We start from the raw sequence: 19,228 nt of genomic DNA on the forward strand, positions 1-19,228 counted from the left end.
GAACCGGTGCCGTCACGAGGCGGCCGTGCGCGCGCCGCTCGCGCTCCCGGACAGCCACTGCGCCCACGTCAGGTTGTAGTCGGCGTAGCCGTTGTCCGGGGCTGCCTTGCCGCGGGGGGAGCCGGTGATGGTGATCGGGTCGCCCTGCTTCACGATGTTGTAGAACCACTTGGCGTCCGCCAGCGACAGGTGCACGCAGCCGTGCGAGCCCACGCTGTGGCCCGGGTACGGGTCGCCGCTCGAGTAGTGCAGGTACGTGCCCGAGTTGGTCAGGTGGACGTCCCAGGGCAGGGTCAGGTCGTAGTAGTCCTTGCTCTTCTTGTCGCAGCTGATGCCGACGCTGCACGAGGTCATGTGCACCTTGGGCTGCTTGTCGATGACCGCCATCGTGCCGTCCCAGGACGGCCACGACTTGCTGCCGGCGTCGATGGGCACGGTGCGCAAGGTCTTGCCGTCGCGGGTGACCTTCATGGTGTGCCCGGTCACGGAGACGGTGGCCTCGGTGTCCCTTCCGATGGTGAAGGCGTGGTGGTAGCTGTGGGTGCCCGCACGGCCGTGGCCGTCGCCCACACCGGCGAGGTCCGCGTCCACCGACACCTGCGTGCCCGGCTGCCAGTACGACTTCGGGCGCCAGTCGACGCGGGTCGAGCCGAACCAGTGCCACGCCCCGGTGGTCGGCACCGAGGCCGACACCTTGAGGTGCCGCTCGACCGAGGCACGGGCCGAGGGCGCCACGGGATGGGTGAAGACGATGGACACGGGCATCGCGACCCCGACGGTGTCACCGGCGGTCGGCGTGATGCTGTTCAGCAGCATCGGCGGTTTGGACGCCGGCTTCGTCGCCGAGGGTGTCGAGGCGGGCACGGCGCTCCGGGTGGCGGAGCGCTGCGTGGACGCGGTCGGCGAGGGCGTCGCCGAGCCGGTCGGGGAGGTGGACGCGGACGGGGATGCGGAGACGGATGCCGCGGCGGGCGCGGAGGCCGGTGTCGCACCGGCCGCGGATGCCGTGGCCCCGCCGGCACCGCATGCGCTCGCCCCCGCGACCACGGCGCCCACCACGAGCGCCGTGCCTATGCTCCCTCTGCTGCGTCGGCCCATGCTCGATGCCCCACTCATCCTCACTCGTCGAAGATCCGAAAGTCACCGGATTATGCGGACACATCCGAGAGTGGCACACGAGCAGCGCCACGAACACCGAATCCGGCGTCCTGGGCGCTGTCGCACGCGAGAGTGTTGTCACACGGCAACGGGAACCGGCCAACTCCCGGACCGCTACCGAGGGTGGCCGGTGTGTTACATGTCCGGCTTGTCCCGTGCGCGGGTCGTGCCCGTACGAGCCGTTCCGCCTGGTCGGCTCGCGGACGGTGCACACCCCGTCCCGGAGCCGATCATGGCCGGTGATGTCCGGGCCGTGCCCTCGCTCAGGCGCCTGGGGCGTCAGCGTCCTTCACGCCGGTAACGATGGTGCGGATCGTTTCCAGCGGCAGCTTGGGCGTGCCGTCGCAGAACAGCAGGCCGTTGGTCTCCTGCGCGGTGTCCATGAACTGCGTGTAGCAGAAACCCGCCACCAGCGGACTCGTCCGCAGCGCACCGAACAACTCGCCCAGCAGCGCGGCGTACTGGGTGTCGGAACTGGTCTGCGTGTAGAAGAACTCCCCGTCGTCGCCCTTGAGGGACAGGCCGCCGAACTCCGTGATCATCAGGGGCGCGTCACCCGCCGCGAACCGCTCGTCCTGCCGCTCGTCGAGGGTCAGCACGCGGCCCTGCGGCCCCGGGCCGTTCAGTACCGCGCCGAAACCGGCTGCGTCGCCGTAACGCGCCCTGAGCACGGCGGGGTCGGAGCAGTAGTCGTGGACGCCGAGGATGTCACTGTCGGTGTGCTCCCACCCCTCGTTCGACATCACGGGCCGCGTCGGATCGAGGGCGCGCGTGAGGCCGGCAAGGGCCGTCACGTAGTGCCGCTGCGCCGCGTCGTGCGCGATGTCCGAGGTGCCCCAGCTCTCGTTGACCGGCACCCAGGTGACCACCGAGGGGTGGCTGCGGTCCCGCCGCACCAGGTCGAGCCACTCGCGCGTGAGCAGCTCGACGGCCTCCGTGCCGAACTCGTAGGCAGCGCCGGTCTCGCCCCACACCAGCAGGCCGAGCCGGTCCGCCCAGTACAGGAACCTCGGGTCCTCGGCCTTCTGGTGGACGCGGACGGCGTTGAACCCCATCGCCTTGATCGTCTCGACCTCGCGGCGGAGCTCGTCCGTGCCGCTGCTGGCGAGCAGCGTCCTCGGCCGGTAGCCCTGGTTGAGCACCGAACGGACGTAACAGGGACGGTCGTTGAGCAGGAACACGCCGTCGCCCACCGCCGCGCTGCGCAGCCCCAGGTAGCTGTCCACGGCATCGACGACGCCGGCGGCGCGGATGTCGTCGGGGGAGGCGGGCGCGGGCGTGGCGGCGTCGCGCACGCTCACACGGGCATCCACCAGGGTCGGCGACTCGGGCCGCCACCACAGCTGCTCCCTGTCGATGCCGTTGCGCAGGGCGGGGATCGCCAGGTCGATGCGGACGCGGCGGCCCGTGGTCACGGTGGACGCCTCGGCCAGGACCCGGTCGCCGAGGCGCAGCACGACGTCCACAGCGAGCGGCCGGGACACCGGGCGCGCGAGCGTCACCTCGGCCACCACGCCGTGCGTGGGATCGGTGGTCCACGCCAGGTCGCCGATGTGCTGCTCCGGCACGGTCTCGGTCCACACGGTCTGCCAGATTCCGGTGGTCCGCTCGTACCAGACGGCGTGCGGGCGCTCCTGCCAGTCCTGCTTGCCGCGCGGCACGCAGAGGTCGGCCGGGTCGTCCTCGGCGCGCACGACGAGCAGGTGCTCGCCGGCGCCCGGCCGCAGCGCGTTCGTCACGTCCGCGGTGAACGGCGTCTGCCCCCCGACGTGTTCGGCCACGAGGTGCCCGTCGAGCCAGACCCGGGCGCGGTGGTCGACCGCGCCGAAGTGGATCAGCGTCCTGCCCTCCGGGGCGCCGGCCGGCACCAGCGTTCCGTGCGGCACGAGGAGGCGGTACCAGACGACCGGGTGCGGCCCGGTGTCGCCGATGCCGGAGTCGGGTGCCTCCGGCGGGTAGGGGACGACGATCTCCCGGTCGAACCCGCCGCTCTCCCGGTCGCAGAACCACCCCTCGCGCTCCCCGGCGTCGGCGTCGTCGTAGCCGAACTCCCAGGTGCCGTCCAGGCTGCTCCACCGGTCACGGCAGAGCATCGGCCTCGGGTACGACCCATCCTGTTCACTCGCCCTCACGGGTCGTTCCTCCTTCTGCCTCGCCGGCAACGGGTTCCGTACAATCGGGTTCCGTTCATCATGTGTGATCGTTTGCATCGATGCAAGGTCGCGATGGGCGCCAGCCGACCCGACCGAAGGAGTTCCCCGGTGGCCAGAGTGCGGATGCGGGACGTGGCCGAACACGCCGGCGTATCGGTGCGGACCGTGTCCAACGTGGTGAGCGGTTACCGGCACGTCAGCCCCCAGACGCGCGCGCGTGTGCAGCGCTCGCTGGACGAACTGGGCTACAAGATGGACTACCTCGCGCGCGGCTTGCGCTCGGGCCGCACCGGGTTCGTCGCGCTCGCCGTGCCCTTCCTCGCGGAGCCCTACTTCGCCGAGCTCGCCCAGGCCGTGATCAGGGCCGCGGCGCGCCGAGGCGTCACGGTGCTCGTCGAGTCGACCGCCGGTGACCACGAGGCGGAGCGGCGCATCCTGGAGGGCGGGCTGACGAACGTCGCGGACGGCGTGCTGTTCAGCGCCCTCACCGTACCGGCCGCCGACGTCACCGCCACGGCGCCGGACTTCCCCCTGGTCATGCTCGGCGAACACGACGTCGGCGACCGCTTCCCGCGCGTCGGCATCGACAACGTCGCCGCCGCCCGCACCGTCGTGGAACACCTGCTCGCGCAGGGCTGCCGGCGCATCGTGGCGCTCGGCAGGAACGGCAGCGAGAACGGGCGCCAGCGCGCCGAGGGCTACCGGCAGGCGCTGTCCGCGGCCGGGGTGCGGCGGGTCAACTGGCTGGTCGAGCCCGTGGACGACTGGAACAGGGCGCAGGGCTACGAGGCGGTGAGCCGGCTGCTCGAAGGCAGCGGCCCGCTGCCGGACGCGATCTTCGCCTTCAACGACGCGCTGGCCGTCGGGGCGCTGCGGGCGCTCGACGCGTCAGGGGTGCGCGTGCCCGGCGAGATCGCGGTCGCCGGCATCGACGACGTCCCGGAGTCCGCCTACACCCACCCGCCGCTCACGTCCATCGCCCCGGATCTGGAGGTGATCGCGGAGCGCGCCCTCACGCTCCTCGACGAGCAGGGCCGAAGTGGCGGGCAGGACACCGCTCCGCACTCCGCCCGGCGGGAGGCGACGCCCTTCCGTCTGGTCGTGCGCGAATCCTCGCTGCGGCCGCCGCAGGTGCCTTGAGCGGGTGCCGCGAGCCTGCGGCGTGACTCGCCCCGGTGTCAGTTTGCGAACACCTATTGCATCGATGAAAAGACTGTGTCAACGTCTGCGCCATCGAGTTCACATCGTTGTAACGAGGTGCATACCCCCATGAGCGGAGCGATGACGCGCCGACGCCTGCTGGCACTCGGTGGCGGCCTGGCCCTGACCGGAGGGCTGTCGGCCTGCTCATCCCCGTTGGCCTCCGGCCTGACGGGCTCGCAGCCGGACACGGCCGACGTCATCTACTGGAACCTCTTCAGCGGCGGCGACGGCGCCAACATGGTGCTGATGGAGAACGCCTTCAGGAAGCAGTACCCCGGTGTGACACTGGAGGCCACCGTCCTGGGCTGGGGCAACCCGTACTACACGAAACTCGCGCTGGCGACGGCGAGCGGCACACCGCCGGACGTCGGGATCTCGCACCTGTCCCGGCTCCCCCTGCTCGCCGCGGCCCGGCTGCTGGAACCGGTGGAGGACACCGGCGTCACGGGCCTCGGCGTCACCCGCGACAAGTTCACGCCCGCGGCCTGGCAGAAGGCGACGGTCGACGGCACGGTGTACGCGGTCCCGCTGGACACCCACCCCTTCGTGCTCTACTACAACGTCGACCTGGCGAAGAAGGCCGGGCTGCTCAACGCCGCGGGCGACGGCCTGAAGCCGATGAAGGGCGCGCACGAGTTCGTCGAAGCGGTCAAGGCGATGAAGGACGCGGGCGCCAAGTACGGCGCCGCGATGTCCATCACCGGTGACCCGGCCACCGCGTGGCGCTACTTCAGCATGATCTACCGCGGACTCGCGGGACCCGTCGTCACCGACTCGGGCACCCGCATCGACATCGACACGGACGCGATGGAGGAGACGTTCGCCTTCATGCAGAGCCTCACGGGCCCAGGCCTCATGCCGAAGAGCCTCAACGGCTCGGGCGCGAACGTGCTGTTCTCCACGGGCAAGGCGGGATTCCTGTTCGACGGCGAGTGGCAGATACCGTCGTACCGGCTGGTCAAGGGCCTGCACTTCAACGTCGTGCCCTTTCCGGCGCTGCTCGGACCCAAGCCGGTCGCCTACGCCGACTCGCACGCCCTCGTCGTGCCGCGCAACCCGAACCGCTCACCGGAGCGCACCGCGAACGCGGCCCGGTTCATCAAGAGCCTGCTCGGCCACAGCGCGACCTGGGCGCAGGGGGGCCACGTGCCCGCCTGGCTGCCTGTCCAGCGCAGCAAGGCCTTCCTGGACCAGTCCCCGCAACGCAACTACGTGCAGGCCGCCTTCAACGCGCAGTACGACCCGGTCGCCTGGTACACGGGCGCCGGCTCGGACTTCCAGAACACCGTGGGCGGGACGATCATCGAGGCACTCGCCGGGCGGCTCGGCCCGAGGAGCGCCGTCGCCGCCATGCGTACCGACTTGAAGCGCTACACCACGGCCCGACCGCCGGTCACGATGAAGTAGGAGTCCGACACCATGACGACCGTCGCCTCGACGCGACCGGCACACCCGACGGCGCCCGTACCCAGGGCCGGTCAGCGACCGCGCCGCTCGGGCCGCCGGGCCGGCGTGCTGTTCAGCACCCCGTTCCTGATCATCTACCTGCTCTTCCTCGTCGGCCCGCTGATCATGGGCATCGTGCTCAGCTTCTTCAACACCACCACCGTCAAGGACGGCCTCGGCGGCTGGGTCGGAGTGTCGAACTACGCGAAGGTGCTGGGGGACTCCCTCTTCTGGGACGCCATGTGGCACTCCGTACTGTTCACACTGATCACCACGCCACTCCTGGTGGGGCTCGCGCTGCTGTTCGCCATCCTCGCGTCCCGCATCCGGCGCGGCAGGGTCTTCTACCGGCTGGCGTTCTTCGCCCCGTACGTGGTGCCGTCCTCGGTGGTCGCGCTGATCTTCCTGTGGATGTACACGCCCGAAGTCGGCCTGATACCGAAGCTGTTCAGCGCCGTCGGCCTGACGGCGCCCGACTTCATCGGGTCCACGTCGGGCGGCTGGACCGCGGTCATCCTCATGACGCTGTGGTGGACGTTCGGCTTCAACTTCGTCCTCTACACGGCCGCGATCCAGGACGTGCCGCCTGACGTGTACGAGGCCGCCGCCATCGACGGGGCGAGCCCGTGGCAGCAGATCCGGCTGATCACCGTGCCCCTGCTCAACCCGACCACCAGCCTCGTGCTGATCCTGCAGATCCTGGCGTCCCTGAAGGTGTTCGACCAGATCTACCTGCTGCTCGCAGGAGGCCCCAACCAGTCGACCCGGCCTGTCATCGAGTACATCTACGACACCGGCTTCACGTCCTACAGGGGCGGCTACGGCGCAGCCGCCACCATGGTCTATTTCGTCATCATCGTCGCGGTCTCGGCAGCCTGGTACGGGCTGCGCCGGTTGCGCGCGACCGGTACCGCGGCCCGTGCCGCGGCCTGAGCGGAGGACACCTTGAGCACCATCACCCGGCCGAGGCGCACCGCGGCCCAAGGATCGCCCACCGTGAACGGGGCGACACTCTTCAACCGGCTCTGCGCCGTGTGCCTCACGCTGTTCGCCCTGATCTGGTTCGTCCCCTTCGCATGGGCGATCATCACCTCCCTGAGGCAGGACGGCTCGATCACCCGGGCGCCGATGTCGCCGTTCGCCGGCGGCTGGTCGCTGCACGCCTACAGTTTCGCGTGGCACAACTACCCGATCGGCTACTGGTACCTCAACAGCCTGGTCATCGCGGCCCTCGCGGTGGTCTTCACCGTCGCTTTCTGCTCGATGGCGGGCTTCGCCCTGGCCTTCCTGCGCTTCCCCGGCAGGAACCTGGTCATCGCGCTCGTCACCGCCGGCCTCATGCTGCCCACCGAGGCGCTGGTGCTTCCGCAGTTCATCGAGTACCGGTCGCTGCACCTGCTCGGCACCTACTGGGCCCTGGTCCTGCCTTCGGTCGCCGCGCCGGTGTCGGTCTTCATCTTCCAGGCGTTCTTCAAGGGCATCCCCACCCCGCTGATCGAGGCGGCACGCATCGACGGCGCGAGCTGGTGGCGCGTCTACTGGACGGTCTGCATGCCGATCTGCCGTCCGGCCGTCTCCACCGTGTCGATCCTGACGTTCATCAGCTCCTGGAACGCGTTCCTGTGGCCGCTGCTGGTGCTGAACCAGACCAAGTCCCAGACGATCCCGGTGGGCCTGTCGTCGCTGGTGAGCAACACCAACATCCAGTACGCGGAGGTCATGGCGTCGTCCGTGCTCGGGTTCCTGCCGCTGATCGCGGTGTTCCTGGTCTTCCAGCGGCGGATCGTGCAGGGCGTGGCGACCACCGGCATCAAGTAGGCAGCGCCGGCCTCCACGTACGAATGTCAGGCCGAGGACCCGGGGCCGGCAGGCCCCGGGTCCTGCGACACCGCGGCGAGCAGCCCTTCGAACTCGTCCGAGCACGGCCCGCACGCGCGCAGGTGTGCCACGACCCCGGCGAACCTCGTGGTGTCCGCGCCGGCCGCCACGTACTCCACGTACACGTGCAGGAGCTCCATGGCCCGCGCGCAACCCACGTCGCGCGGGTCCGTCGCGAGGAACGTGCTGAGCCGCTGAGCGGGGGAGCGGTTGCCGCTGTCTGTCATCGTCGCTCCCGGGCGCTCGCGTCCAGATGGCCCTGCGCCTCGAGTCGGGACCGCAGCTTGCGCCGCGCGTCGAACATCGTCTTGTAGATCGCGTTGCGGTTCGTGTCCAACTCCGCCACCAGCGCTTCGAGCGGCACCGCGTCGAGGACCAGCGCCACGAACACGCGCCGCTGGTGCGGGGTGAGTACGTCGTCCACGGCCCTGCGCAGCGCGTCGGTCAGCTCGCGGGCCTCGGATTCACGCTGTGGATCCATGCCCAGCCGGTCAGGCAGCCGCTCCCAGGCACCGGCGTCGAGCGGCACGCCCTCCGTGCGCCAGAAGTGGCGCCCGAGCTTGGTCGACACCTCGAACACGACGAACTTGTAGGCCCATGTGGTGAAACGGCTCTCGCCCCGGAAACCGCCCACTTTCCGCGTGATGGCGAGCAGAGCGTCATCGGCCGCCTGGTGCGCGAGATCGTCCAGCTCGGGACCCGTGATGCGGTGGCGGCCGCGTCTGCGGTGAAGTTCCTTGAACGCGATGCGCAGCAGCTGCCCGTGCAGTCGCGCGCACGCACGTACGTGCTGTTCGCCGGTGGACGAAAGCGCGTCGAGCCAATCCCGCGAGTCGGGATCGAGGCCGTGCGCCGGCTGCCCGGAGTCCGCGCCGGGACGTGCGGGCACGACCTCACCGTGCTCACCGGTGTCCGCGGGAACCATGGACCTCATCCTTACCGTGCGGGAACGTGGCGGAACTCAACACAGTGGGGCCCGCGGCCCGCGGGCGTGCCATCACCACCCCGTCAGCAGCAGGTGGTTGATCAGCAGCGCCGCGCACGCCTGCGCGGCCAGCCATCCGCGGTGGTCGCCCCGGGGCAGCAGAGCCGCCGACGCCGGCAGCCACAACGTGAACGGCAGCCAGATCCGCTCGGTCTCCGCCTTGCTCATACCCGACAGGTCGGCCGCCACGATGGCCAGCAGGAACGCGCAGCAGAGCAGGACGAGCCCACGGTGGTCCCGCAGCGGAAAGCGCAGCGCGCGGCCCATCCCCGCGACCGACGCGAGCCCCGCTGCCGCGACCACCGTGGCCAGGTCGCCGAACAGCCAGTAGGAGTAGGGGCGTACGCCGCCGAGCCCCTGGTAGTACCGCTCGACCAGCAGTGGGTAGGCATCCCACCAGCGAAAACCCAGCACGGCGAACACGGCCACCACCGCGGCCACCGCGCCGAGTACGTACGGCAGAGGCCGCAGGTTGCGCGCGGCGAGCAGTATCGCGAGGCCGGGGAGGGCGATCAGCGTGAGCCCGTACGACACGTGCACCGCGAGTCCGAAGAGCAGACCGCTGCCGAGCGCCGCGGCCACAGGGGCGCGCACGCGCCGGGTGGCCGCCAGCGCCAGCAGAGCGAGCGCCCACGCGGCGACGCACGCGAAGTACCCGTCGGCGGACGCACCCACCCAGATGGCGCCGGGCGTCAGGACGAGGAACGGCGCCGCCCGCCGTGCCGTGGTCTCGGAACACAGGCAGCGCAGCGTGACCAGCGCCGCGACGGCCACGGACGTGCCCGCCACGATGCAGAACACGCCTGCCCAGGCCCCGCCACCGAGCCCCAGGCGGTCCAGGAGGACGAACGTGAGCACGGCGCCCGGCGGATGGCCCGCCACGTGTGCCGGCCAGTAGCCGGGGTGGCCGCCGACGATGTGCTGCGAGAACGTCTGCAGGGTCGGCAGGATGTCGTGGAAGCGGGGCACTGCGGGCACGTACTCGTGACGCGTCGTGAGGCGCCCCGCGATGCCGCGCTGCCATCCGTCGATCAGGGCGAGCGAGAACGTCCACACCAGGGCGGCGGCCCACGCGGACGCCAGCAGCGCGCGCCAGGGGAGCAGCGCCGCGACCGCGGGCCCGTACGCGACGAACAGCACTGCGGCCGCCACCGCCGCGGGCGTCCCCGGGCCGACGTGGGGCATCCAGTGGGCCAGCAGGGGTGGCCAGGACGTGCCCAGGGTGCCGTCGGCCCGCTGGATGAGACCGCCCACGACGGCAGCCGCCGCGAAAAGTACGAGGGCTGCCGCCACCGCGACGAGATCGCGGCTTCTCGCGATCGGCCTTTCCGCCGTTTCAGTGCTGGAAGGGCTGCCTGCTGGACGGCGCGAGAAGGAAACGGTCACGGGCGCCACTCTAATACCCCGGAGCCGTCATACTTTCGTAAGGAATGGCGGAGGAATACTCGTGCCACCGCGTGTACAGGCTGATGACATGGAATGCGGCCACCGCGTAGGGGTGTCCCATCAGTTGGCGGCAAAGGGGCGCCGATTCTTACCCGGCGCCGCGCAAATTCTCAAAACCTGGTTCTGACCTGCACATTCAATGAAGAGGGGAAGTTTCGACGGCACTCCGGACGCCTCTTGGAGAGTCATTGTTTCGTCATGCGCCGAACGTGAGGGAGCCGTGTTCGCGTGGTCTAGAGTCCCGCACCATGAAAGTCTCCCGTCGCCTTCCGGAAAGCCCCTGGCGCAGCCCCCTGCGAGGCCCCTGGCTGACATCGGTTTTCGGGGTGGTGCTGCTCGTCGGTATCCCGGTGCTCTTCGTCACGGGACTGCTCTCGTACGCCGCGTACAACCCTGACCTGGCGATGATCAATGACAAGACGCCGGACAAGGGCCTGTTGGGCTTCTACCTCTTTTCGTGGCCCACGCACCCCTACTGGCTGTACCGGGTGACCCAGGGCGTGCACGTGACACTCGGTATCGTCCTGGTGCCCGTGCTGCTGGCGAAGCTCTGGTCCGTGGTGCCCAAGCTGTTCGTCCTGCCTCCCGTGCGCTCGCTCGGGCATGCGCTGGACCGCCTCTCCCTGCTCCTGCTGGTGGGCGGCGGGCTGTTCGAGTTCGTCACCGGCGTGCTCAACGTGCAACTCGACTACCTGTTCCCCGGCTCCTTCTACCCCCTCCACTTCTACGGGGCGTGGGTGTTCACGGGGGCGGTGCTCGCGCACGTCGTCATCCGCTTTCCCCGCACCGTGCGGGCGCTGCGCAGCCGGGACTTCCGCGCGGAACTGCGCACGAACACCGCACACACGCGCCCGGAGCCGCGCGACGCGACCGGTCTCGTGGCCGCGAACCCCGCGGCCCCGACCACGTCGAGGCGCGGGGCGCTCGGCATGGTCGGCCTGGGCTCGCTCGCCCTGTTCGTCGTGACGGCGGGGCAGTCCATCGGCGGCCCGCTGCGCCGCACCGCTCTGCTGGCGCCGCACGGCAGCCCGGTCGGCGACGGCCCCAACGGCTTCCAGGTGAACAAGGGCTACCGGGCCGTCAACATCCACCCCAACGACGTCGGCCAGGACTGGCGCCTCGTCGTCAAGGGCCGCGGAGGGCGGGTGGCCCTCTCCCTCGACGAGGTGCGCGGCCTCGCCCAGCACCGTTCGGCCCTGCCCATCGCCTGCGTGGAGGGCTGGTCGACGGGGAACCAGCACTGGGAAGGCGTGCGCCTGATCGATCTGGCGAGGATGGTGGGACACGGGGACGACGCGCCGGACGTGTTCGTCGAATCGGCCCAGCTGACAGGCTCGTTCCGCGCCGTCGCCCTGCGCGGCAACCAGGTGCGCGACCCCAGGTCCCTGCTCGCGCTCAAGGTCAACGGCGCGGAGCTGTCACACGACCACGGCTACCCGGCCCGGATCATCGTACCGGGAGCCCCCGGTGTGATGAACACCAAGTGGGTACGCCAACTGACATTCGGAGCGACGACGTTCGGAGCGCAGGCATGACGCCGCACGACCAGGACACGCCACCCGGACCACCTGCCGACACACCCTCAGGGGCGTGGCGGCCGGGCGACCGGTTCCGGCGGCTCTACGGCGAAGAGCCACTCCACCTGCTCATCCTCATCGTCTCGTTCGCCGTGTGCGGATACGCGGCGTTGCGCTGGCGGTCCGACGACTGGCTCTCCATCGTTGTCTGGTTCGTCGGGGCGGCCGTGCTGCACGACCTCGTCCTCGTACCGCTGTACGCGGGCACGGACTGGATCCTGCACCGAGCCGGGGGCCGCCGCCGGACACCGGACGATCCACCGCGCACCGCGGTGAACCACATCCGCGTCCCGGCCTTCGTGTCGCTGCTGCTCCTCCTCGTCTACTGGCCCCTCATCCTCAGGAACTCCCCCCACTACTCCGTGTCGACCCACCTGTCCGACACGGTCTTCCTGAGACGCTGGCTGCTGATCACCGCCGCCCTGTTCGGTGCGTCCGCCGTCTGGTTCGCCGTCGGCAGGTACCGGACGCGTCCGCGCGGACGCACCACGCGGAAGGAGCGCTGACATGCGTGTACTGCTCACCGGCGGAGCCGGGTTCATCGGCTCCCACATCACGGAGGCCCTGTTGGCGCGGGGGGACGATGTCGTCGTCCTCGACGCGCTGCTGCCCTCGGCGCACCCCGTCCCCCACACCCCGCACTCCGGCAGCACCTGGATCCACGCCGACGTGCGGGACACCGCCGCGGTGTCCGGTGCGCTGCGCGGTGTGGACGTGGTGTGCCATCAGGCCGCCATGGTCGGTCTCGGCAAGGACTTCGCCGACGCCCCCGCCTACGTCGGCTGCAACGAACTGGGCACCGCGACCCTGCTGGCGGCCATGGCCGCCGGCCCCGTACGCGGCCTCGTACTCGCGGGATCGATGGTGGTGTACGGCGAGGGGCGCTACGACTGCGCACGCCACGGCCGTGTCACACCCGGTCCGCGCACCGAACGCGACCTGGCCGCCGGGGCATTCGAGCCGCGCTGCCCGCGGTGCGGCGACGCCCTGGCCTCCGGCCTCGTCGCCGAGGACGCGCCCACCGACCCGCGCAACGTGTACGCGGCGGGCAAACTCGCGCAGGAGCACCTCGCCGCGGCGTGGGCGCGCGCCACCGGCGGCAGAGCGGTGTCGTTGCGCTACCACAATGTCTACGGCCCAGGCATGCCACGCGACACGCCGTACGCGGGCGTCGCGTCGTTCTTCCGCTCGTCGCTCGCCAGGGGCGAGGCCCCGACGGTCTTCGAGGACGGCGGGCAGCGCCGCGACTTCGTCCACGTACGGGACATCGCCGCCGCCAACGTCCTCGCCATGACGGCCCTGGCGCACCGTGAACCCGGGACGTTGCGCGCCTACAACGCCGGCAGCGGAACGCCGCACACCGTCGGCGAGATGGCCAGGGCGCTCGCCGAGGCGTGCGACGGTCCCGCCCCCGTCGTGACCGGTGGGTACCGGCTCGGGGACGTACGCCACATCACGGCCTCCTCGGCGCGGCTGCGCGACGAGCTCGGCTGGCGGCCCGGCATCCCGTTCGAGGCGGGCGTGCGCGAGTTCGCGCACGCGCCGCAACGCGCGGTCGCCGTGAACTGACGGCGCCGCACCGCACACACCGGTGACCGCGCCCACGGGCACCGGACGTTCCCCTCCCACCGCACCCCACATCGATGGACGTGACCGCTTTGACCGCCACGACCGCAGACGTCGTACTCCCGTGCCTCGACGAGGCACGCGCCCTGCCCTGGGTGCTCGAACGCATCCCCCGAGGATGGCGGGCCATCGTCGTCGACAACGGCTCGACCGACGGCTCCGCCGAACTCGCCGCGCGGCTCGGCGCCACGGTCGTCCACGAGCCCAGGCGCGGCTTCGGCGCCGCCTGCCACGCGGGCCTGCTCGCCGCCGAGGCCGACTACGTCTGCTTCTGCGACTGCGACGCCTCGCTCGACCCCGGGCTGCTCGCCGGGTTCGTCGGGCGGCTCGCACAGAACCGTGCCGACCTCGTACTCGGGCGCCGCAGGCCGGGCAGATCAGGCGTGTGGCCGGCCCACGCGCGCGTGGGCAACCTCGCGCTGGCCCGCATGACGCGCACCAGGACAGGACTGCCCCTGCACGACCTCGGGCCGCTGCGAGCGGCGCGCAGGCAGGCCCTGCTCGGCCTCGGACTGAACGACCGGCGCAGCGGTTACCCGCTGGAGATGGTGGTGAAGGCCGCCGACGCCGGATGGCGCGTCGAGGAGCACGACGTCCCCTACCTGCCCAGGCAGGGGAAGTCGAAGGTCACCGGAACCTGGCGCGGCACCTGGCACGCCGTGCGCGACATGCGCGGCGTCCTCGCCGCACCGCCGGCGCCAGAGACCGCAGGACGGAAGGCGGACGCCCGGTGACGACGCTCCTCGTGATCGCCAAGGAACCCGTGCCCGGCCGGGTCAAAACACGCCTGACACCCCATTACACGCCCGGCGAGGCGGCGAGGCTGGCCGAGGCGTCGCTCGCCGACACCCTTCGCACGGCACTCGCCGCACCCGCGACCCGGAGGGTCCTCGTCCTCGACGGCGCGCCAGGGCCCTGGCTGCCCGCGGGCGTCGAAGTGTTTCCGCAGGCCGCGGGAGGGCTCGACCGGCGGATCGCCGCCGCCTTCGCGCTGTGCGAAGGACCGGCGGTGCTCATCGGTATGGACACCCCCCAGATCACCGCGGACCTGCTGGCACCGGCGCTCGACGAGGAGGCGTGGGACGCGCGCACCGCGTGGTTCGGCCCGGCGGCGGACGGCGGATTCTGGTGCCTGGGCCTCGCGGACCCCGACCCGGCGCTCCTCGTGGGCGTACCGATGTCGACGCCCGAGACCGGGGCGCGCCAGCGTGAACGGCTCGTCGCCGCGGGACTCGGCGTCCGGGACCTCCCGGTGCTGCGGGACGTGGACACCGCCGAGGACGCTCGGCTCGCCGCCGCCGACGCGCCCGACGGCCGCTTCGCCGCGCTCGTGCGCGAGCTGGCCCCGGCGGGCGCCCGATGAACCGCGTGCGGGCCGCCGTCGTCCCCGCCGCCCACGATCCATGGACACGGGAGCCGGCGGGGTGGCTTGCGGACCCGTACACCACCGCGCTCGCCACCGGCCAGGGCCCCCTCTACCTGCGCAGCAGGGAGGGCGGTGTGGTGCCGCTCGGTGTGGAGCGTTGGTGCGCGGCGCCCGACGCGGCCGACCGCACGGTCATCGCGCGGTGCGAGGGCACGGTACTCGACATCGGTTGCGGACCCGGCAGGTTCGTCACCGCTCTCGCCCTCGCGGGGTACCGGACGCTCGGCATCGACGTCAGCACCGCGGCGGTGCGCCGCACCGTACGCTACGGCGGCGCGGCACTCGTGCGCTCGGTCTTCGAGCCGCTGCCGCGCGAGGGCCGGTGGAACACCGCGCTCCTCGTCGACGGCAACATCGGCATCGGCGGTGACCCGGGTGCTCTCCTCGCCCGCACGGCGGACGTGGTCGCGCCCGGCGGCCTCCTGATCGCCGAGGTCGCCGAAGGGGACGTCGACGAGCGTCTCGACGTACGTGTCGACGACGGACGAGCGGACCGCACACGTGCCGGCCGCGGGCCCGCGGGACAGGGCCGCCACCGGGCGGACGACGGCGGGTTCTTCCCGTGGGCCCGCCTCGGCGCACGCGCCCTGCTGCACCACGCGCTGGCCACGGGCCGGTGGTCGCGGCAGGGCACTTGGGAGCTGGAGGGGCGCACCTTCATGGCACTGCGCCGCAAGCGTGAGTGCTCCGTGCCGAGCCTCCCGGTGCCCGTGCCGCCGCGGTCCGGGTGACGTACGGGCCCGCGAGCCCCGCAGGCCCGGCCTGCCGGACGCTCACATCCCGGGCGCCCCGGTCTCCGTCAGCACGCCGCCGTCCAGCAGCAGGCGGCGGTCGGCACCGATCCCCGCGAGGAACCTCTCGTCGTGGCTGACCACGACGAACGCACCCTGGTAGGAGACGAGCGCGCCCTCCAGCTGGGCGGTGGAGACCAGGTCGAGGTTGTTGGTCGGCTCGTCGAGGAGCAGCAGGTGCGGGGCAGGGTCTGCGCACAGCACGCAGGCCAGCGTCGCGCGCAGCCTCTCGCCCCCTGACAGCGCCTCCACCGGGAGATGGGCCCGCGGGCCCCGGAAGAGGAAGCGGGCCAGCAGGTTCATCCGGTCCGCGTCACTGCGGTGGGGAGCGAAGGCGGCGAAGTTCTCGGCCACGGTACGGCCAGGTTCCAGCAGGTCGAGCCGTTGGGAGAGGTACGCGATCCGCCCGTCGGCCCGCCTGGTGCTGCCGCTGTCCGGATCGGTGTCGCCGCCGATCAGGCGCAGCAGTGTGCTCTTGCCCGCCCCGTTGGGTCCGGTCAGCGCGATGCGCTCGGGCCCCCTGACCGTCAGGTCGATGCCCATGCCCGCGAACAGGGGCTGCCCGCCGCGGCGGACCTGCATCCGCTCGCCGAGGAAAAGGGTCCGTCCTGCGGGGACGTCGGTGTCCGGCAGGTCGAGCGTGATGCGCTGCTCGTCGCGCAGAGCACGCCCCGCCTCGTCAAGACGCGTCTTCGCCTCGCCGACCCGCGCGGCGTGTGTCTGCCCCGAACGTCCGGCGGACTCCTGCGCGCCCCGCTTCAAGTTTCCGGCGAAGATGCGCGGCAGGCCCGCGCTCTTCAGGTTGCGGGCGGCGTTGCTCGCACGGCGCTCGGCGCGCTCACGGGCCTGCTGCATCTCGCGCTTCTCACGCTTCAGCTCCTGCTCGGCGTTGCGCACGTTCTTCTCGGAGACCTCGCGCTCGGCCCGTACGGCTTCTTCGTACCGTGTGAAGTCGCCTCCGTAGAAGCGCAGTTCTCCCCGGTCGAGTTCGGCGATGCGGTCCATGCGGTCGAGCAGAGCGCGGTCGTGGCTGACGAGCAGCAGGCAGCCCCCGAAGTCATCGAGCGCGCCATAGAGCCGCAGGCGGGCGTCGAGGTCGAGGTTGTTGGTCGGCTCGTCGAGCAGCAGCACGTCGGGGCGTTTGAGCAGCTGGGCAGCAAGGCCGAGCGACACGATCTGGCCGCCGCTGAGCGTGTCGAGACCGCGGCCGAACGCGAGGGAGCCGAGCCCGAGCCGGTCGAGCTGGGCGCGAGTGCGCTCCTCGATGTCCCAGTCGTCGCCGATGGCCGCGAAGTGCTCCTCGGCGACGTCGCCCGACTCGACGGCGTCAAGCGCCCTGATCACCGGTGCCACGCCAAGGACGTCGGCCACCGAGAGACCGCCGGTCAGGGGAAGGGTCTGCGGGAGGTGGCCGAGGGCGCCGGACACGGACACGGACCCGGCGCCTGGCGCGAGTTCGCCGGCGATCAGTCTGAGCAGAGTGCTCTTGCCCGAACCGTTGGGCGCGACCAGGCCGGTGCGCCCGCCTCCCACGGTGAAGGACAGATCGCGGAATACAGGAGTGTCGTCGGGCCACGAGAAGGACAGGTTCGAACACACGACAAAAGCATCGGACATGGAAGAAACCTCGTACGCGATGCGGGCAGCGCGGGGGTGCCGCTCGGGCATGGTGGGAAAGGGAACGTCGAAACGGCCGCGACAGCGGTGCCCCTGGGCACCGTCCGGCGGCCTGTCAGCTCCGGGTATCACCCGGAGATGTCGTCGTCACCCACCATGTCTGCTCTCCTCGCTACGGGACCGGTCCGCCACGGCACCGGTCGTTCGGGACCGATCCCCGGCCCGGTCCGGTCCGCGCGGTACGCGATCCCCGATTTTATCAGCATCGGGCCGCCGCGCCCGGGAATTCTTCGCGCCTGGCCTGTACCCATCAGCTCTCGCTCCGGGCGGGCCCGCCGGCCTTGAGGGGCATGCGCCCGGCCGGCGCCACACACAGGGCGCACACCGCGGCCGCGATGGCGAACGCGAGCACCCACGAGCCGGTACCCCTGCCGGTGAGCACCAGGACACCCGCGCTGACCTGGCTCCCCAACCCGCCACCGACCCGCCGCACCGTGCTGTTGACGGCCGTGGCCACAGCCGTGTGCTCCTCGTCGGCGCCGAGCGACGCCAGGGTGCTCGTGGCACTGATGGCCAGCCCCGCACCGCAGCCCAGGACGAACCCGGCGGCCAGGAACACCGGAACGCTGTCACGGCCGAGCGTCGCGAAACCCGCCGACCCCAGGGCCAGCGCCGCCATCCCCGCGGCGAGGGGCCTGCGCGTCGTGCCCCGTCCCCTGACCCGGGTGGCGAAGGCGCCCGCGAGCAGCTGTCCCACCGCGGCGGGGAGGAGGAAGAGACCCACGACCGCCGTGCCGGCGGCGAACCCGTGGCCGGGATCCTGGACGAACTGCGGCACCAGGTAGTAGACGCCGAACAACGCGTAGCCGACCGCCAGGGTGACCGCGTTGGTCCACATCTCGGTGGGGGAGCGCAGCGTCCACAGGTCGACCAGCGGCGCCGGCACCCGCTGCTCGTGACGCAGCCACACCACGCCGGCCACGAAGGACACGGCCAGCAGCCCGCCCGGCACGGCCCAGCCCACGCCCGACTGCTGGGGCGCCAAGGTCAGCGCCACCAGGAGCGGGGCGAGGCAGGCACCGAGCAGCCCCGCGCCCCGCAGGTCCACGGCGCCCGACGAGGGCCCCGCGCGGCCCCGTACCCACCGCACGACCAGCGGCAGCGCCAGTGCGACCGCCGCCGCACCCGCCGCGAACACCAGCCGCCACGAGACGGCAGAGCTCAGCGCCCCCGACGTGGCGAAGCCGAGCGCCGTGCCGATCCCGAACGCGGCGGTCAGCGTGCCGGTGGCGCCGCCCACCCGCTCCTCGGGCAGTTCCTCGCGGGCGATGGACAGGGAGAGCGGGAACACCGCCCCGCCCACGCCCTGAAGGGCCCGGAAGACGATCAGGACGGCGGCGTTCGGCGCGCAGGCGGCACCGACGGAGCCGGCGAGGAACACGACGAGCCCGAGCAGCAGCATCCGACGCCTGCCGTGCCGGTCGGCCAGCCTGCCGAGCAGAGGCGTGGACACCGTCGCGACGAGGAGGTAACCGCTCAGCAGCCAGGCACCCCACGTCTGCGAGAGGTGCACGGCCTTCTCGATGTCCGGGATGACGGGCACCACGGCCGTCTGCTGGTAGGCGAACGAGATGTCGGCCACCGCGAGCGCCACCACGGTGCCCCGGGCATGAGCCGCCGCCGCGCGAGCCGTCCGCTCCGTGCCTGCCATCCGAGCCGTCCACCTCCGTGGCGTCCTGCGCCGATCGCGGGCCCGCCGATCGCGCCGGCGCCCCCAGTGCCCTTGACCGGTGTGTCCAAACCCGGGCTCGGCGGTGTGCACGCGTACGGACCGCTCGTGGTGTGCTGCGCGCCGTCCCGTCGCGTCTGGACGTACGCACGGTAACCCGGTCGCGGATTCGCCCTTGCAGAGGCGGTGCCCC

At 71.6% G+C, this 19,228-nt stretch carries 17 protein-coding genes; 10 read left to right on the forward strand and 7 right to left on the reverse strand.

Features of this window, described 5'->3' with window-relative positions; genetic code table 11:
- Nucleotides 1–12 precede the first annotated feature (12 nt).
- Nucleotides 13–1,098, reverse strand: coding sequence for a L,D-transpeptidase (locus IH48_RS0117140; RefSeq protein ID WP_030904565.1), 1,086 nt, complete (start codon nucleotides 1,096–1,098; stop codon nucleotides 13–15).
- A 323-nt stretch (nucleotides 1,099–1,421) separates the two neighbouring features.
- Complete coding sequence (locus IH48_RS0117145; RefSeq protein ID WP_030904567.1) at nucleotides 1,422–3,290, reverse strand: glycoside hydrolase family 2 protein; 1,869 nt, start codon at nucleotides 3,288–3,290, stop codon at nucleotides 1,422–1,424.
- A gap of 129 nt (nucleotides 3,291–3,419) precedes the next feature.
- On the opposite strand from IH48_RS0117145, the gene IH48_RS0117150 reads away from it, so the two are divergent.
- The 4 genes from IH48_RS0117150 (at nucleotide 3,420) to IH48_RS0117165 (ending at nucleotide 7,778) form a co-directional block, all read left to right on the forward strand.
- Nucleotides 3,420–4,451 carry a LacI family DNA-binding transcriptional regulator gene (locus IH48_RS0117150; RefSeq protein ID WP_234434287.1) on the forward strand — a complete coding sequence of 344 codons (1,032 nt, stop codon included), beginning with the start codon at nucleotides 3,420–3,422 and terminating at the stop codon, nucleotides 4,449–4,451.
- Nucleotides 4,452–4,580: 129 nt separating this feature from the next.
- Nucleotides 4,581–5,921, forward strand: coding sequence for an extracellular solute-binding protein (locus IH48_RS0117155; protein ID WP_234434288.1), 1,341 nt, complete (start codon nucleotides 4,581–4,583; stop codon nucleotides 5,919–5,921).
- A gap of 12 nt (nucleotides 5,922–5,933) precedes the next feature.
- Nucleotides 5,934–6,893, forward strand: coding sequence for a carbohydrate ABC transporter permease (locus IH48_RS0117160; RefSeq protein ID WP_030904573.1), 960 nt, complete (start codon nucleotides 5,934–5,936; stop codon nucleotides 6,891–6,893).
- 63 nt (nucleotides 6,894–6,956) lie between these two features.
- Nucleotides 6,957–7,778, forward strand: a complete 822-nt coding sequence (locus tag IH48_RS0117165; protein ID WP_234434289.1) for a carbohydrate ABC transporter permease — start codon at nucleotides 6,957–6,959, stop codon at nucleotides 7,776–7,778.
- Nucleotides 7,779–7,804: 26 nt separating this feature from the next.
- On the opposite strand, the gene IH48_RS0117170 is transcribed toward IH48_RS0117165, so the two are convergent.
- The 3 genes from IH48_RS0117170 to IH48_RS0117180 form a co-directional block, all read right to left on the reverse strand.
- Nucleotides 7,805–8,065 carry a hypothetical protein gene (locus IH48_RS0117170; protein WP_030904577.1) on the reverse strand — a complete coding sequence of 87 codons (261 nt, stop codon included), beginning with the start codon at nucleotides 8,063–8,065 and terminating at the stop codon, nucleotides 7,805–7,807.
- Nucleotides 8,062–8,763, reverse strand: a complete 702-nt coding sequence (locus tag IH48_RS0117175; RefSeq protein WP_078849805.1) for an RNA polymerase sigma factor — start codon at nucleotides 8,761–8,763, stop codon at nucleotides 8,062–8,064. Before IH48_RS0117175 ends, IH48_RS0117170 begins: the two co-directional genes overlap by 4 nt.
- A 72-nt stretch (nucleotides 8,764–8,835) precedes the next feature.
- A complete protein-coding gene (locus tag IH48_RS0117180; RefSeq protein WP_051840018.1) occupies nucleotides 8,836–10,209 on the reverse strand; it encodes a hypothetical protein in 1,374 nt (457 codons plus the stop codon).
- A gap of 308 nt (nucleotides 10,210–10,517) precedes the next feature.
- Between IH48_RS0117180 and IH48_RS0117185 the strand changes: the two genes are divergently transcribed.
- The 6 genes from IH48_RS0117185 (at nucleotide 10,518) to IH48_RS0117210 (ending at nucleotide 15,629) form a co-directional block, all read left to right on the forward strand.
- Entirely contained in the window at nucleotides 10,518–11,804 is a 1,287-nt protein-coding gene (locus tag IH48_RS0117185; RefSeq protein WP_078849806.1) for a molybdopterin-dependent oxidoreductase, read from the forward strand.
- Nucleotides 11,801–12,352 carry a hypothetical protein gene (locus IH48_RS0117190; RefSeq protein ID WP_030904585.1) on the forward strand — a complete coding sequence of 184 codons (552 nt, stop codon included), beginning with the start codon at nucleotides 11,801–11,803 and terminating at the stop codon, nucleotides 12,350–12,352. Before IH48_RS0117185 ends, IH48_RS0117190 begins: the two co-directional genes overlap by 4 nt.
- Nucleotide 12,353: 1 nt before the next feature.
- Nucleotides 12,354–13,415 (forward strand): NAD-dependent epimerase/dehydratase family protein, encoded by a 1,062-nt coding sequence (locus IH48_RS0117195; RefSeq protein ID WP_030904587.1) that lies wholly within the window; start codon nucleotides 12,354–12,356, stop codon nucleotides 13,413–13,415.
- 74 nt (nucleotides 13,416–13,489) lie between these two features.
- Nucleotides 13,490–14,206: a glycosyltransferase family 2 protein gene (locus IH48_RS0117200; protein WP_030904588.1), complete on the forward strand. Its 717-nt coding sequence runs from the start codon at nucleotides 13,490–13,492 to the stop codon at nucleotides 14,204–14,206.
- Nucleotides 14,203–14,835 (forward strand): TIGR04282 family arsenosugar biosynthesis glycosyltransferase, encoded by a 633-nt coding sequence (locus IH48_RS0117205; protein ID WP_030904590.1) that lies wholly within the window; start codon nucleotides 14,203–14,205, stop codon nucleotides 14,833–14,835. Before IH48_RS0117200 ends, IH48_RS0117205 begins: the two co-directional genes overlap by 4 nt.
- Complete coding sequence (locus tag IH48_RS0117210; protein ID WP_078849808.1) at nucleotides 14,832–15,629, forward strand: class I SAM-dependent methyltransferase; 798 nt, start codon at nucleotides 14,832–14,834, stop codon at nucleotides 15,627–15,629. The genes IH48_RS0117205 and IH48_RS0117210 overlap by 4 nt, the downstream gene beginning before the upstream one ends.
- A gap of 42 nt (nucleotides 15,630–15,671) precedes the next feature.
- Here IH48_RS0117210 and IH48_RS0117215 read toward each other — a convergent pair whose 3' ends face one another.
- Both IH48_RS0117215 and IH48_RS0117220 read right to left on the reverse strand, forming a co-directional pair.
- A complete protein-coding gene (locus IH48_RS0117215; protein ID WP_030904594.1) occupies nucleotides 15,672–17,306 on the reverse strand; it encodes an ABC-F family ATP-binding cassette domain-containing protein in 1,635 nt (544 codons plus the stop codon).
- A 310-nt stretch (nucleotides 17,307–17,616) separates the two neighbouring features.
- Nucleotides 17,617–19,017, reverse strand: coding sequence for an MFS transporter (locus IH48_RS0117220; protein WP_037842298.1), 1,401 nt, complete (start codon nucleotides 19,015–19,017; stop codon nucleotides 17,617–17,619).
- Nucleotides 19,018–19,228: the final 211 nt, after the last annotated feature.

The sequence above is a fragment of the Streptomyces sp. NRRL F-5126 genome (assembly GCF_000721265.1).
Classification (GTDB): domain Bacteria; phylum Actinomycetota; class Actinomycetes; order Streptomycetales; family Streptomycetaceae; genus Streptomyces.